Below are 14749 nucleotides of genomic sequence, written 5' to 3'. Positions count from 1 at the left end.
GCGTGCTAGTCGTCGTGGGCTTGCCGCTTTCGGCTGCCGCGCAGAACGGGCCCGAGTTCACGCCGGAAGAGCACGCCTGGATCGCACAGCATCCGGTCGTGCGCGTCGCATACCGGGAAAACTGGAAACCCTTTGAGTACATCGAGCAGGGCAAGCCGCAAGGGCTGGCGTCCAGTTATCTCGATGCGATCAGCCGTGTCAGCGGACTGCGCTTCAAGCCGGTGCCGATCAACAACTGGGCCCAAAGCCGCAACGCGTTTCTCCAGGGCGAAGTCGACCTGCTGCCGAGTCTCTCCACGCTTGCCGCGTCGGATGCGCTCAAACAGCAGCTGCTGTTGACCGACCAATATTTCATGGGGGCCACGCTGGCGGTGGCGCGTGCCTCGCAGCGCACGATCTTCCATCTGGATGAGCTGGATGGCATGACGGTGGCGATTATTGGCGGTGGCGCCACCGAGATCCTCATGCGCGAGAAGCTGCCGCGTGCGCATCTGCTGCTGTTTGATTCGACGGATGCGGCCCTGCAGGCGGTCGCCGATGGCTCGGCCGACGTTGCCGCCGCCACCAACTACGCAGCCGAGCCGCTGCTGCGTCGACGCTTTGCCAGCGAGCTGCATGTTTCGGGCGTGCTCACGGATCTGCCAGTGCCGCTGTTCATGGGGGTGCATGCAGACCAGCCGCTGCTGCGCTCGATTCTGGACAAGTCGCTGCATGCGCTCACCGCGGCGGACACCGACGTCTTTGAGCGTCACTGGCTCGAAGTCGTGGACTATGGTGCGCCTTCCTACGGCTCAATCCTGCGCTATCGCGCGCGTGAGCTGGCCCTGGTAGTCGCAGCGATAGTCGGCATCCTCTTCCTGGCATGGCGCGCCCGCGTGCAGCGCCAGCGTGCCGAACGCAGCGAGCGTGAGAAGGCCCGTTTCCTGGCTGTGATGAGCCACGAGATCCGCACGCCGATGAACGCCATCCTCTCGTCGGTCGAGCTGCTGCAGCGCACGCCGCTCGACGACAAGCAGAAGCGCCTGACTGACGTGGCGACCACCGCCTCGCAGACGCTGCTGGTGCTGCTGGATGACGTGCTCGATATCTCCAAGCTGGAAGCCCAGCGCGTCGCGCTGGAACTGTTGCCCACGCCGATCCTGCCGTGGATCAACGAAGCGCTGGACGTGGTGCGCTGGCGTGCCGAGCGCAAGGGACTGGCGCTCACGTTCATGAGCGGGGTCGATCCGTCGCTGTGCCTGCGGATCGATCCGACACGCACGCGGCAGATCCTGCTGAACCTGTTGTCCAACGCGGTGAAGTTCACCGAGCACGGCGGGGTGACGGTGCGCATGTCCTACGTGCCGGCAGCCAAGCGCGGCGCGGCCGGTACGTTCACCATCGACGTGGCCGATACGGGTGTCGGCATTGCGCAGAAAGACCAACACACCATCTTCAAGGCATTCCAGCAGGCCGACTCCAGCACCACGCGGCGCTTTGGCGGTACGGGGCTGGGCCTGTCGATTTCCCGCGAACTCGTTCGCTTGATGCACGGCAAGATCGAGGTGCAGAGCACGCCAGGAGCGGGCACGGTCTTTACCGTCACCCTGCCTGCCGAGGTGGCGACGGCGGAGGAGGCGCAGGCGGCGGCACGCCCCATCACCGATGAACGCACCCTCACGATTGCCCCCGAGCCTATTGGGTTGCCCGATGCCGTGCAGCAAACGGAGCTGGCCAAAGCAGTGTCCGCACAGACCAGCAAGCCGCGCCCACGCGTGCTGGTGGTGGACGATCAGCCAACCAACCTGATGGTGATCGAAGACCAGCTGCACACGCTCGGCTGCGATGTCGAACTCGCCGCTGACGGTGCGCAGGCCCTGGAGAAAGCTGCGGCGCAGACGTTCGACCTCATCCTGATGGACTGCTACCTGCCGGATATCGACGGCTATGCGGTCACGGCGCGCATTCGCGCGCGCGAGGCCGGTGCCGGCATCCATACGCCCATCCTCGCCATCTCTGCCGCGGTGGATGACGAGCACCAGCAGCGCGTGATGGAAAGCGGCATGGACGGCATGCTGACCAAGCCCATCCGCCTGGATGCCCTGCGCGACATGATCGATCTCTGGTGCGATGTCGCCGGCAGTGACGACAGCCCGAGCACGCCGCGCGTGACTGCACCCACCCTGGCCGGAGAAGACCGGGACCTCTGGTCGATCTATCTGGATTCGCTGGATGACGATCTGGAAAGCCTGGCCCACGCGTTGAATGCACATGACCCGGACGCGGCGCGCTACGTGGCGCACCGGATCAAGGGTGCGGCGCTGACGGTGGAGCAGGCCGCGATTGCCGAACGGGCCCGCGTGCTCGAGGCGGCGCTGGCACAGGCCGGCACGATCCCGGCCGATGCCCCCGCTGCGCTGGCCGAACTGCGCCGCCTGCGCGACCAACTCCGCGCCGACAGCACCGTCGGCTGATTAGCCCTGCTGTTTGCCGTGCACAGCGCGCTCAGGCGTTGTGCAGGACGCGCAGCAGCAGGTTTTCCAGTTGCTTGACCTCGGTCTGCGAGAACCCGCGCAGCAAGTGGTTCAGCACATCGATGATCAAGGGCCGGATCTCCGGGTACAGCGCGCGGCCTTGCTCCGTGAGCGTGACCACCACCGAACGGCGGTCGGCATCGCTCGGGGCACGCTTCACGATGTTCTTCTTCTCCAGCCGATCGATCAGCCGCGTCATCGCACCCGGATCGTAGTGCAGCAGGCGCGAGAGTTCGGCCGGTGTGGTCGCCAGGTCTTCGGCCAGATAAATGACCACCATCCACTGCGCAGCGGTCAGATCAATCGACGCCAGCGCACTATCGATGTGCGTCACCAGCGCGTGCCGGACCCGATGCACGAGTCGGCCGACGTTGGTGTCGCGATCCATGGTGTCGACCTGGTAGGCGCCTTCGCCCGTGCCGCCGCTCATGGCGGTGGCCTCTGGTGGAGTTTGTACGTCTGTGCTCATGGTGATGCTCCCCGTTCTACCGGTGATCCGGCTTGTCTTGCGCGCCGTGCGTTCCCGTAACGCGGAGCGTGCTTCATTGCACACTAATCGTCGCTTGCCCAGGCCGTCAAGCCGGGATCGACACCAAGGCTCATCGTCAAATCACATTGGATACCGCTGCAAAACGATTGCGGCTGCCAAAGGGTGGGGTGGTTCGTATCATGGTTGAAACGTCGGCGCTGCTGCGGGCTCAACCCAAGTGGCGCGACGTGCTCGTCCTCCTCCAAATTCCATTTTTTACTGCCATGAACCTCCACCTTCAGAACAAGCTTGCGCTCGTGACCGGCTCCACCAAGGGCATCGGACATGCCATTGCTGTAGCACTGGCTGCCGAAGGCGCCCGCGTCATCGTCAATGGCCGCACCGAAGCCTCGGTGGCCGATGCCATCAACCGCCTGCGTGCCGAGGTACCCGACGCCCATGTCGAGGCCTTTGCCGGCGATTTGTCCGCACCCGAACAGGTCGCGGCGCTGCTGGCCCGTTTTCCCAAGGTCGATGTGCTCGTCAACAACCTCGGCATCTTCGACCCCAAGCCGTTTGAAGAGATCGACGACGCCGAATGGCTGCGCTTCTTCAACGTGAACGTGATGAGCGGCGTGCGCCTCTCGCGTGCCTACCTGGGCGCCATGAAGGCGCAGAACTGGGGCCGCATCATCTTCATCAGCAGCGAGAGCGGTGTGCAGATTCCGGCCGAGATGATCCACTACGGCGTGACCAAGACGGCGTTGCTGGGCCTCTCGCGCGGGCTGGCCGAAGTGACTGCCGGCACCGCCGTCACCGTGAATGCCGTGCTGCCCGGGCCCACGCGTTCCGAAGGCGTGGATGAATTCGTGGGCAAGCTCTCGGGCGGCCAGAGCTTCGAGGCGTTCGAAAAGACGTTCTTCGAGACCGCGCGGCCGACTTCGCTCATCAAGCGCTTTGCCACGCCGCAAGAGGTGGCGAACTTGGTCGCCTACGTTGCCAGCCCGCTGTCGGCCGCCACCACGGGCGCTGCGCTGCGTGTGGATGGCGGGGTGGTGAAGTCGGCGTTCTAAGAGGGATCGCCCCGCCGTGTGCTGCTAACGCACTGCGGCGGCCATCGCCCGCACAAGAACGTTGCAATCGGCCGCCAGCCCGACACAATGGAAGCCGGATCAATTCTCGAGGATCGGGATGCAGGGCAGGCAGGCGGTGAGCAGCAATCGGCAATGGCGTTGGTCAGCATGGCTGGGTGCCGTTGCGTTGGCATGCGGGGCTGCTGCAGCACATGCGCAGCCCGCCACCCCTGATCCGCAGATCGCCTTCTACTACGGCCGCGATGTACCGGCGCCTGAGTTGCAGGCCTTCGACTGGGTGGTGCTCGATCCAGCCGCAGCCGGCACCTTCGACCCGAAACAGCCATCGCCCACGTTGTGGCTCGCGCGCGTTGACCTGACACAGCAGGTGGAGGCGATGCGCGACAGCTCTTGGCCGGCCAACGTGCTCGATCCGGTGTTTGCACCGCTGCTTGCGCAGGGCTATCAGGGGTTCCTGCTGGATGGGTTGGACACGCTGGCAGCCAAGACCCCGGGTGCCGTCAACGCGGTGTCGGCGCTGGCGCAAGCGCTGCATGCCCGTGCGCCGCAGGTCAAGCTGCTGGCGGGCGGCACCGCGTGGCTCGATACGCTGGCGCCGCAGTTGTCTGGTGTGGTCACGCCCGGCCTTGTGCGTGAGCGCACGGGTGGCGAAGGCCTGCAAGACGTGAGCGATGCCGATCGCACGGCCCGCGTTGCCGCGCTGCGCAGCATCGGTACGCAATATCACCTGCCCGCCGTTGCGCTGGACTACTGCGCCGGCTACAACCGCACTTGCCTGCGGGAGACCGCCAACGTGGCGCGCGCCGCTGGCGTGACCAGCTATGCCACCACGCCTGGTGCAGACTTCATCGGCATCGGCCGTCTGGAAGTCATGCCGCGTCGCGTGCTGCTGGTCGAGCCGCAAGAACCCGGCACGAGTGCCAATACCGCGCCGTCGGTGCTGTACCTTGCCATGCCGATCAACTACCTCGGCTACCGCGTTGAGTTTGCCGACGCCTACCAGCCGCTGCCGACCGTCACACCCGACCGCTACGCCGGCGTCGTCACCTGGTTTGATGCCAACGCACCGCGTCCGGGTGCCTGGGCATCCTGGCTCCGGCGCACCGTGGGCGCCGGTGTGCGCGTGGCGATGTTCAACCAGTTCGGCATGAATATGGATGCGTCGATGGCACAGACGCTTGGCCTGAAGACCGTGCCAGGAACGCCATCGGGGCCACTCACCATTGTTGCGCGCGACCCGATGATCGGCTTCGAGCTGCAGCCGCACCCGGATCGGCGTGCCGCAGTTGGTGTGCAGGTGGATCCAAGCGTGGATGGCACGCAATCGCTGCTGCGGCTGTCGGCGGGCAGCTACACCTATGACGCGGCCGCCATCACGCCATGGGGCGGGTATGTCCTGCAGCCCTTCGGTGTGTTTCGCATGCCCGACGTGGATCAGGCGCGCTGGGTGATCCAGCCGCTGGACTTCCTGCGCCGCGCGCTGGCGCTGCCGGCCATGCCCGTGCCCGACACCACCACCGAGAACGGCCGCCGCCTGATGACCGTGCATATCGACGGCGACGGGTTTGCCTCGCGTACGGAGTTCCCACCCGGCGAGTTCTCGGGCCAGGCGCTGCTGCGGGAGATCTTCGAGCGCTACAAGGTGCCGACCACCGTATCGATCATCGAGGGCGAGGTGGCGTCCGACGGCATGTACCCCAAGCTCACATCGCAGCTCGAACCCATCGCGCGCACCATCTTTGCGCAACCGTACGTGGAGCTGGCAAGCCACACGTTCTCGCATCCGTTCGACTGGCTGCGCACGACTAACCCGCCCGAGCCGCCGTATGACAAGGCACCTGAAGGCGCCGATTCCTTTGCGCTGAACATCCCCAACTACCGTTTCAGCTTCGACCGCGAGATCGCCGGCTCCATCGACTACATCAACACGAAGCTGGCGCCCGCTGGCAAGCGTGTGAAGGTGCTGCTGTGGAGCGGCAACGGCCAGGTGCCGCCGATCGCCGTGCAGAAGACCAACGAGGCGGGCGTGCTCAACATGAACGGTGGCGACACCTACATCACGCGTTCCAACCCGAGCTGGACGGCCGTAGCGCCGCTGGGTGTGGACAAGGGCAATGGCCTGTTCCAGGTGTTCGCGCCCGACCAGAACGAGAACATCTACACCAACCTCTGGCACGGCCCGTACTACGGTTTCTCGCGCGCGATCGAAACCTTCGAACTGACCGACAAGCCCTATCGCTTCAAGCCGATCGGTATCTATTACCACATGTATTCGGGTACCAAGCTCGCCTCGCTCACCGCGCTGCGACAGGTGTACGACTGGGCGATGACGCAGCCGATCATGCCGATCTATGCGTCGGACTACATCCACAAAGTGCTCGACTTCCGCGCTTACGCCGTGGCCCGTGATGGCAACGCCTGGGTGGTGCGCGGCAATGGGGATCTGCGTACCGTGCGCTGGACTGGGCTCGGTGTGCCGCGGCTGGATCAGTCGCGCGACGTCGCGGGCTATTCGCCAGGCAACGGCGGCATGTATATCCACCTGGCAAGCGGGTCAGCACGCATCGTGTTGTCGGATCGACCGGGGGCTGACTCCTTCCCCTACGTGCGAGAGGCCAATGGCCGGATTTCCAACTGGCAGCGCAGCGCAGATGGCCGCGCGTTGTCCGTTGACGTGGCGGGCTATACGCGCCCGTTCATCCGCTTTGCCAACGCTGCGCGTTGCCGCGCTACCGTGGACGGCCGTGAGGTGGTCGGCACGCACGGCGCCGACTGGCGCATCGACCTGGGTGCCGGCAACCCGGCCAAGCTGGTGCCACAGCGCGTGGAGCTCACCTGCGGCGCGTAACCCGGCGCTAAGGCAATGTCACGCCCCACGCCTGCGTGACATTGCCGCCCAGTCGCCATTCATGGAAGGCACGCCGTGCCGCAATCAGCGCCGGCAGGCGCGTGTCGTGCTGGCTGGCGTAGTAGGGCTCCATCCACGACAGCTCGTCCTGGAAGGTCCACGGAAACAGCTCTTGCTTGATGGGGCTGACGGCGCGGAAGCTGTTCGGGTCCTGCACCGCGCGCGTGACGAGGTCTGCCAGCCGGCCGATCGCACGCTGGTTTTCGGCGTACAGATCGATGTTGCGCGGCCTGACCAGCTCGGCCGTGAACACCAGCGGCAGCAGCGCGAACGTGTGGTAGTGCAGTGCGCGGTCCCCGCGTTTGAGTTCGCGCTGCAGCTCGCCATGCGGGCCGATGTCGCGGATGCCCTCCCGCACGCGGGCGACGCCATCGTCCACCAGGTCACCCCGGCGCGCCACCGTGCCGATGGCCACCAGGTTGAGCCCGGCCCAGTAGGTCAGGTTGTTGTGCAGGCTGTTGATCTCTTGCGCGTCGCGGGTGGCGATGGCGATGCGTGTGAGCCAGTTGTCGATGATGGCAGCGCGCGGTGCATCGAGGCGCCCAAGCTTTTGCGCGCGCATGAGCACCAGCGCGAAATCCGTCCCTGCCCACGAGCGCTCGTAGTAGCCCTGGTAGCCCGTGATCGGCCCCATCAACGCGTCGCCCTGCGCCCAGCCCGCAAGCAGATCGATCGTGCAGGCCCAGTCGCCGGCCTCCGCGGCCTTGTTGAGCCGGTCGATGTAGGCGCGCATGGGCTTGACGGCCTGTTGGTAGCCAGCCGGATCGTCGTAGAAACCGGGCGGGTCGATGGTGTGCTCGGCGGGCGGCACGACACAGCTCGCCTGGGCGGTCGGCATGGCGCACAGCAAGGCTGCGGCGGTGAATGCGAGGGTGATGCCGTGGCATAGCGGCTGGAGTCTGCGCATGTTGTGTCCTGGCTCGTGTTGGGCGGAAGGCTGGGCGGCCAGAGCATTCTAGGCAGATGGCTGCCCGCTGTCCGGTGCGTCGGATATTGTCTGGCTTTCCGGACAATGGCGACGTGTTAAACGTTTGCGCTCAAGCTTTTCGCCGGTGATCCGTTGTTAACCCCGACTGTCGATCACCAGGAAAAAGCATGCGAACGCCCCCTCGCCACTCCGCCCCTGAACCCGCCACCAGCCTCGGCACGCGGCTGGCCGTCATCGGCCTGATTGCCCTGGTGCTGGTGTTCGGCGCCTTTGCGCTGGCGAACTCGCACTCGAGCCTGCGCACGCTGGAAGCCAACGCGCAGTCGGCCATGCGTGACCAGGAGGCCGCCATGCGCGACATGATTGCGCTCTTCGACGGCGCCATGCGTACCGAGGCGGACCGCTTCCTCACCGCCTTTGCCGATGCCGCCCCCGGCCCCTACAGCGTGGACCCGGCGCAGACCGTGGAAGTGGCCGGCAAGCCCACGCCCACCTTCAAGAGCGGCGACACGGTGCTGAACCTCAACTACACCGTGCCGGACAAGTTCTTCGCCCGCACCGGCGGCACCATCGCCACCGTGTTTGCCCGCACCGGCGACGACTTCGTACGCGTGACGACCTCGCTCAAGAAGGAAAACGGCGAACGCGCCATCGGCACGCTGCTCGATCGCGCCCACCCCAGCTACAAGGCGCTGATGGCGGGCGAGCCATTCCGCGGCCTGGCGTGGCTGTTTGGCGTGCCCTACATGAGCAAATACGAGCCGGTGCGCGATGCTTCCGGCAAGGTGATCGGCGCGCTCTACGTGGGTGTGGACGTGCGCACCGAACTGGCGCTGCTCAAGGACAAGATCCGCGCGCACACCATCGGCAAGACCGGCGGCTACTTTGTCATCGATGGCAAGCCCGGTGCCGACCAGGGCAAGGTGCTGATCGACCGCAACACGGCGCGCGAAGGCAAGAACCTGCTCGACGCCAAGGACGCCGCCGGCCAGGCCTGGGTGCGCGAGATGATCGAGCAGAAGGACGGCATCCTGCGCCACACGCTGGCCGACACCGAAGGCGGTGCCGCGCGCGAGCGCTTCACCGTTTTCTCGCAGTACCCGGACTGGAAGCTGGTGATTGCCGGCACGGCCTACGTGGACGAACTGGAAGCCGATCTGATCGCTGCCCGCAACCGGTTCCTGCTGCTCGGTCTGGCGCTGGGCGCACTGCTGGCCGCCGGCCTGTGGTGGATGCTGCGCCGCGCAGTCAGCATGCCGCTGGCCGAAGTGGTGTCCGTGGCCGAGCGCGTGGCCGCCGGTGACCTGACGCACCGCTTGCCCGCCACCCGCCGCGACGAGATCGGCCAGTTGATGCGCGCCATCAACGGTGTCGGCGATGGTCTCTCGGGCATCGTCGACAAGGTGCGCGCCAGCGCGTCCACCATCGCCTCCAGCACCGGCCAGATCGCCGCGGGCAATGCAGACCTTTCCGCGCGCACCGAGGCACAGGCCGGCAGTCTGGAGCGCACCGCATCGAGCATCGAAGAACTGGCCGCCACCGTGCGCCAGAACGCCGACAGCGCGCAGCACGCGCACGACATGGTGCAGTCCGCCAGCCAGGCGGCCAACGCCGGTGGGCAGACCGTCGAGCGCCTGGTCGACACGATGTCGGGCATCCACACCACCGCACAGAAGATTGCCGACATCACGGGCATCATCGATGGCATCGCCTTCCAGACCAACATCCTGGCGCTGAACGCCGCCGTGGAAGCTGCCCGCGCAGGCGAGCAGGGCCGCGGCTTTGCCGTGGTGGCGGGCGAGGTGCGAAGCCTTGCGCAGCGCAGCGCCGCCGCCGCCAAGGAGATCAAGGCGCTCATCACCCGCTCGGTGGAAGAGGTGCAGGCCGGCAACGAAGCCGCGCGTGGTGCGGGGGACGCCATGCAGGACATCGTCACGCGTGTGGAGCGCATCGCCGGCTTCATGGGCGAGATCAGCCATGCCTCGCGCGAGCAGTCGCAGGGCATTGAAGAGGTCAACCAGGCCGTGACGTCGATGGACGAGGTGACGCAGCAGAACGCCGCGCTGGTGGAAGAGGCCGCCGCCGCCGCCGAAAGCCTGCGTCAACAGGCGCAGGAACTGCGCGGCGCGGTGGATGTGTTCCGGCTGGCGTGATCGCGGCGCTGTCGCAGAAGATTGACGCAACGTTGCAGTCGGTAGTTGGGGCGCTGCAAATCTCTGGCAAACCTGTACGGGGAGGAACTTGCTTCCTGCCCGCGCACTCGCACCACAGAATCTGTCAGCCATTTGCAACGCAACGTGACGGGATGCTCCCGGAGCTTGTGCGCCCCAATCCATGTCCGCCGTAGGTCAAGCCTTTCATTCGGTGGTCGCAATCGACGACCACCCCCTCGTTCTCGAGTCCATTCAAGCGCTGCTTGCCGGGTCACCGTATCTGCAGCTTGTCGCCACCGCAGCCGATGGGGCGGAGGGGCTGCAACTGATCCGCTCGGCGCGCCCCAAGCTGGCGATCATCGACATCAATCTGCCCAGCCTCGATGGCCTTGAACTGGTGCGGCGGGTTCGCGCGCAACGCCAGGACATTGGCATCGTGACGATCTCGTCGGAAAGCGCCGACGACAACGCGCGGCTAGCCTTCCTCGCCGGCGCGAATGCCTACGTCGAGAAATCGGAAGCCACCGCTGTCCTGTCGGCGGCCCTGTTGCTGGCCGCACGCGGGTATCTGTCGTTTCCCCATGCAGCGATGGGCCCCGCGGAAGGTGCGGGCATGGCAACGCTGACCAAACGGGAGCTGCGCGTGAATCAACTGCTCACGCAAGGCTACGGGAACACGGAGATCGCCCAGCGCCTCGGCATCTCGCCGAAAACGGTCTCGACCTTCAAGCACCGCATCTCCAAGAAGATCGGGCTCGCGGCCTGATTACCGGCGTCCTGGCGACGTCGCGCTGGCAGATTCGCTGTCTTGCCGCGGCACTGCCGGCCAATCTCTTCGACACCCATCACGATGCGACGACGCCCGCGCAGCCATTGCGCGCAGGGGCATCGGCATGGGCGAAAAAAAAAGACCGCTTTTTCAAGCGGTCTTTAAAGTCGATATGAGGCTGTGAAACTGTAATTCAAGCTTCTGGCGAATCATAATCGAAAAGCGGTGGCATGCAATGCTTTAATTTTCGTCATTCATTGGATTATTCTTTTTGATCCGTGGATGATGTGATGTGGGATTGAGGATTCGATTCTTGTAAGGCGTGCTTACGCGGTGCGGACTGGTGAAGTAAGTCATTGATCTGTATGCGTAATTTTATGCATTCGGATGAGGTGTCGTATTTGCCACAGGGTGATCCCGCGCATTGGTGGATGAATGTCAGTGGAATACATAATCGCTGAATCGCAAATCCCCGCGATAGTGTTTTTCAAGGACAACGATATGAAGATCAAGCTGTTTGCGGCTGCTGCTGCAGCCCTGGTTTCCGCAGGCGCCTCCGCGCAATCGAGCGTGACCCTGTACGGCGTGGCCGATGCTGGCATCGAGTGGGCCAATAAGGTCCCCGGTACCAACGGCGGCGGCAACTCGCGCGTGTCCATGCAGTCGGGCAACGGTATGACGGGTTCGCTGTGGGGCCTGCGCGGCGTTGAAGACCTGGGCGGCGGCCTGAAGGGCATCTTCAACCTGGAAAGCGGCTTCGACATCAGCCGCGGTACGAGCAACGACAGCCGTCTGTTCGGCCGTAAGGCGTACGTTGGTCTGCAAGGCCAGTGGGGCCAATTGACCCTGGGTCGTCAGACGAACCTGATGTACGACTTCACGACGCAATATGACCCGATGGCGCTGACCTCGCGCTACTCGATCCTGTCGCAAGACGCTGCCATGGGCGGCCGTGCTGACAACGCTGTGAAGTACGTGGGCACGTTCAACGGCCTCACGGCTTCGGCGCTGTACTCGTTCCGCAATGATGGTCAAGAAATTGCTGGCAACAGCAAGGTCGGTCGCGAGTGGAGTGCCGGCTTGAACTACGCAGCAGGCCCGTTCTCGGTGGGTGCTGTGTATGACCAAACGAACGGTAACTCACCCCTGACGGCTGACATCAAGGTGCAACGTGCGACTGCCGCTGGTACGTATGCCTTCGGTCCGGCCAAGCTGTTTGCAGGCTACCGTTGGGGCCACGTAACGGGTCTGCCGATTGCCGCCGAGACGCGTTCGAACCTCTACTGGCTGGGTGCTGGCTACCAAGCTACGCCGGCGCTGTCGCTGACGGGCGCTGCGTACTACCAGAACCACAAGTCCGATGTGGGCAACCCGTGGCTGTTCTCGGTGGGTGCCGACTACGCCTTGTCCAAGCGTACCGATGCGTACCTGAACCTGGCCTACGCAAAGAACAGCAGCAATGCACTGCTGCCGATTGGCGTTGCACAAGACACGACGCCTGCTGTGGTTGTGAACCCGGACGGTACGACCAGCAGCTCCAATCAAATGGGCGCGATGGTCGGTATTCGCCACAAGTTCTAATCGATACCCTGTCGGCTAGATGAAAAACCCGGGCTAGCCCGGGTTTTTCTTTGGTCTGCGCGATGCGCGAAGGTCAGTGCAGCACCACGCGCCGCACCAGCGCCACCAACGGCGGTCGGATCGAACGTTCGATCACCGGTCGCAACCGCAGCGGTTTGAGCAGCATCTTGGCTGCCATGTCGATCGGCAGGTGCGAGCGCACCAGCGCGCTCACGCGCGAGTTGAGTGCGCGCACGTCGGCCTCGGGCACGTCTTCCTGATCGCGTTCGATGCGCAGCACATTGCGCAGGGCGATCATCGAATCTTCGTTCTTGATCTCGCGCAGGCGCGAGGCGAGCGCCTTGAGCACGCGCGCGCGGCCGACGCCTTCGCGGGCATTGCACTCGTTGAAGAAGCGCAGGAAGTGCTTGTAGTGACGGACTTCGTCTGCCGAGATGCGGCTGGCAAGGTCGCGCAGCACGGGCTCGTTGGCCTCGGTGGCGGCCTGGGCGATGGCGCGGTAGAACGTGGCGGTGCCCATCTCGACCACGCAGCGCGCCACCATTTCCAGTGCCTGCGTCGGCTCGAACTGGTCGATCGAGCAGGTGAGGGAGTACTCGTCGAAAAAGCGGGCGTAGCCGCGTTCCCAGTCAAACTCGGGCCAGACGGTTTCAACGTAGCGGCGCAGGGCGCGGCCGTGCTGCAGCTCTTCGCGCTCCCAGTGGGCGATCAGCCAGTGGGCGGTTTCTGGGCGATCTGCGTAGTACTGAGCGAGATTGCCTGCGTAGAGATCGGAGCCGCTCTCGACAAACGAGGCGCTGACCACGAGATAGAACAGCGTGCGGTTCTCGCGCACGCGTGCAACGTCGATGCTGCCGTAGGCGATCTCGTGGACTGTCCACGGGAGTTGTTCGCTTGCGGATCCTGTTTCCAGATGAACCTGTGACACGGCGCGTCCTCCGTTGGCGGTGCCGCAAGAAGTCGGCTGCCATAGCATGAGAATGAAACATCACGTCTCATGTTTCAAGACACTTTTGCGTCAATAAAGGTTCCTATAAGCAATCTTCTGCGTACAAAGTGGCGTCAGAGCTATGGCGATTGCGTCACTCGGGTGTTTTGCGCATCAGCCGGGCCTGGGCGTGCCGCAACCCGTAGGTGAACGCGCCGAGCGCGACAAGCGCCGCTGAAACCATCGCCCACTCGACCGCCGCATAGCCGCCAGAGGCCTTCCACAGCAGTGCGCCCAACCACGGCGCACTGGCCTGGGCCAGCAGCACGGGCGTCATCATCAGGCCATTGAGCGTGGCGTACTGGCTGCGCGAAACCAGCTCCGGCATGGCGATCGCACGCAGCATGGTGTTGATGCCATTGGCCGCACCGTAGACCAGCGCAAAGACGATCAGCAGCGGGCCGCTGGAGAGTGCCAGCACCACAAGCGCGAGCGCCATCGCCACATACGTCGCCGGGGCGATGCGTACCGGGTGCGCCAGGCGAAACCGCATCATCGCCAGCCGGCCGAGCACCTGGGCCGGGCCGATGAGTGCCGCAATCAGCAACTGGCGGCTGGTCGGCTCCCCTTTCTCGGAAAGCAACGGAATCAGGTGCGCACCGAGCACCGTGTTGGTCAGGGCGACGGCCACGAACGCCAGCACCACTGCCCAGAACACCGGCATGCGCAGCGCCATGCGCCACGCGGAAGGCTGCGCAGGCGCTGTCGGACCAGCCGCTTCTGCCGGCGCGTGTACCGGCGGCCGCACGCGCAGCCGCGCATGGATGGGCAAGCAGATCAGCAGATGCGCCAGCGCAAACAGCTGCAGCGTGTGCCGCCAGCCGATGTGCTCCACGCCCCATTGCGCCAGCGGAATGCAGATCGTGCTGGAGAACCCCGCAATCAGCGTGAGGCCGATGATGGGGCGCTGGTAGGCATCGCCAAACGCCTGGCGCAGCACGACGAATGCCGGGTCGTAGAGCGTGGTGGCCATCGCCATGCCTAGCGGCAGCCAGAGCAGGAGGAAGGCGGTTTCACCGGAGACGAGCGACCACGCCAGCAGGCTGCCCGCGGCCAGCACCGTGCCCAGGCCCATCACGCGCCGCGCGGGCCAGCGGTCCAGCGCGCGCCCGACCCAGAACGAGCACAGTGCCCACACCAGCAGCCCCAGCGAGAACCCGCCCGCCAGAAACGGCCGTGCCCAGCCGAGCGTGTCGTGCATCGGCGCAAGAAAGACGGTGAAGGTGAAGTAGAGCGTGCCCCACGAGACCGTTTGCGCGAGGCCAAGCAGCAACACAAGGCGCTGGCCTTCCGGTGAGGCCGGCGAGAGCATGGGTGTCATGGAGACTGAGGCAGTGGGTGGCAGG

General features: G+C 65.0%; 10 protein-coding genes. 6 read left to right on the top strand and 4 right to left on the bottom strand.

Annotated features, from left to right (window positions below):
* Positions 1–2 precede the first annotated feature (2 nt).
* The gene (locus V6657_RS16180) at positions 3–2453 is read left to right on the top strand and encodes an ATP-binding protein (protein WP_137884910.1); all 2451 of its coding nucleotides are present in this window, start codon (positions 3–5) and stop codon (positions 2451–2453) included.
* 31 nt (positions 2454–2484) lie between these two features.
* Here V6657_RS16180 and V6657_RS16175 read toward each other — a convergent pair whose 3' ends face one another.
* The gene (locus tag V6657_RS16175; RefSeq protein WP_048933447.1) at positions 2485–2982 is read right to left on the bottom strand and encodes a MarR family transcriptional regulator; all 498 of its coding nucleotides are present in this window, start codon (positions 2980–2982) and stop codon (positions 2485–2487) included.
* Between the two features lie 284 nt (positions 2983–3266).
* On the opposite strand from V6657_RS16175, the gene V6657_RS16170 reads away from it, so the two are divergent.
* Together V6657_RS16170 and V6657_RS16165 are read left to right on the top strand one after the other, a co-directional pair.
* The gene (locus V6657_RS16170) at positions 3267–4055 is read left to right on the top strand and encodes an SDR family oxidoreductase (protein WP_048933479.1); all 789 of its coding nucleotides are present in this window, start codon (positions 3267–3269) and stop codon (positions 4053–4055) included.
* Positions 4056–4173: 118 nt separating this feature from the next.
* Positions 4174–6924 (top strand): bifunctional glycoside hydrolase 114/ polysaccharide deacetylase family protein, encoded by a 2751-nt coding sequence (locus tag V6657_RS16165; protein ID WP_048933446.1) that lies wholly within the window; start codon positions 4174–4176, stop codon positions 6922–6924.
* 7 nt (positions 6925–6931) lie between these two features.
* On the opposite strand, the gene V6657_RS16160 is transcribed toward V6657_RS16165, so the two are convergent.
* Positions 6932–7891 (bottom strand): alginate lyase family protein, encoded by a 960-nt coding sequence (locus V6657_RS16160; protein WP_137884911.1) that lies wholly within the window; start codon positions 7889–7891, stop codon positions 6932–6934.
* Between the two features lie 188 nt (positions 7892–8079).
* Between V6657_RS16160 and V6657_RS16155 the strand changes: the two genes are divergently transcribed.
* The 3 genes from V6657_RS16155 (at position 8080) to V6657_RS16145 (ending at position 12415) form a co-directional block, all read left to right on the top strand.
* The gene (locus tag V6657_RS16155) at positions 8080–10065 is read left to right on the top strand and encodes a methyl-accepting chemotaxis protein (protein ID WP_048933444.1); all 1986 of its coding nucleotides are present in this window, start codon (positions 8080–8082) and stop codon (positions 10063–10065) included.
* A 181-nt stretch (positions 10066–10246) separates the two neighbouring features.
* Positions 10247–10831, top strand: a complete 585-nt coding sequence (locus tag V6657_RS16150) for a response regulator transcription factor (RefSeq protein WP_048933443.1) — start codon at positions 10247–10249, stop codon at positions 10829–10831.
* Between the two features lie 504 nt (positions 10832–11335).
* Complete coding sequence (locus V6657_RS16145; protein WP_048933478.1) at positions 11336–12415, top strand: porin; 1080 nt, start codon at positions 11336–11338, stop codon at positions 12413–12415.
* A gap of 73 nt (positions 12416–12488) precedes the next feature.
* Here V6657_RS16145 and V6657_RS16140 read toward each other — a convergent pair whose 3' ends face one another.
* Entirely contained in the window at positions 12489–13343 is an 855-nt protein-coding gene (locus V6657_RS16140; protein WP_048933477.1) for a ferritin-like domain-containing protein, read from the bottom strand.
* Positions 13344–13497: 154 nt separating this feature from the next.
* Positions 13498–14724, bottom strand: a complete 1227-nt coding sequence (locus V6657_RS16135) for an MFS transporter (RefSeq protein WP_048933442.1) — start codon at positions 14722–14724, stop codon at positions 13498–13500.
* Positions 14725–14749 lie beyond the last annotated feature (25 nt).

Origin of the sequence: Ralstonia sp. RRA (assembly GCF_037023145.1) — a bacterium.
Lineage (GTDB): Bacteria > Pseudomonadota > Gammaproteobacteria > Burkholderiales > Burkholderiaceae > Ralstonia.
This window is presented reverse-complemented; position numbering and strand designations above follow the sequence as displayed.

Coding starts and splice junctions, on each gene's coding strand:
- V6657_RS16170 (WP_048933479.1), top strand. CDS start 3,267: ATGAACCTCCACCTTCAGAACAAGCTTGCGCTCGTGACCGGCTCCACC.
- V6657_RS16165 (WP_048933446.1), top strand. CDS start 4,174: ATGCAGGGCAGGCAGGCGGTGAGCAGCAATCGGCAATGGCGTTGGTCA.
- V6657_RS16150 (WP_048933443.1), top strand. CDS start 10,247: ATGTCCGCCGTAGGTCAAGCCTTTCATTCGGTGGTCGCAATCGACGAC.
- V6657_RS16155 (WP_048933444.1), top strand. CDS start 8,080: ATGCGAACGCCCCCTCGCCACTCCGCCCCTGAACCCGCCACCAGCCTC.
- V6657_RS16175 (WP_048933447.1), bottom strand. CDS start 2,982: ATGAGCACAGACGTACAAACTCCACCAGAGGCCACCGCCATGAGCGGC.
- V6657_RS16160 (WP_137884911.1), bottom strand. CDS start 7,891: ATGCGCAGACTCCAGCCGCTATGCCACGGCATCACCCTCGCATTCACC.
- V6657_RS16135 (WP_048933442.1), bottom strand. CDS start 14,724: ATGACACCCATGCTCTCGCCGGCCTCACCGGAAGGCCAGCGCCTTGTG.
- V6657_RS16145 (WP_048933478.1), top strand. CDS start 11,336: ATGAAGATCAAGCTGTTTGCGGCTGCTGCTGCAGCCCTGGTTTCCGCA.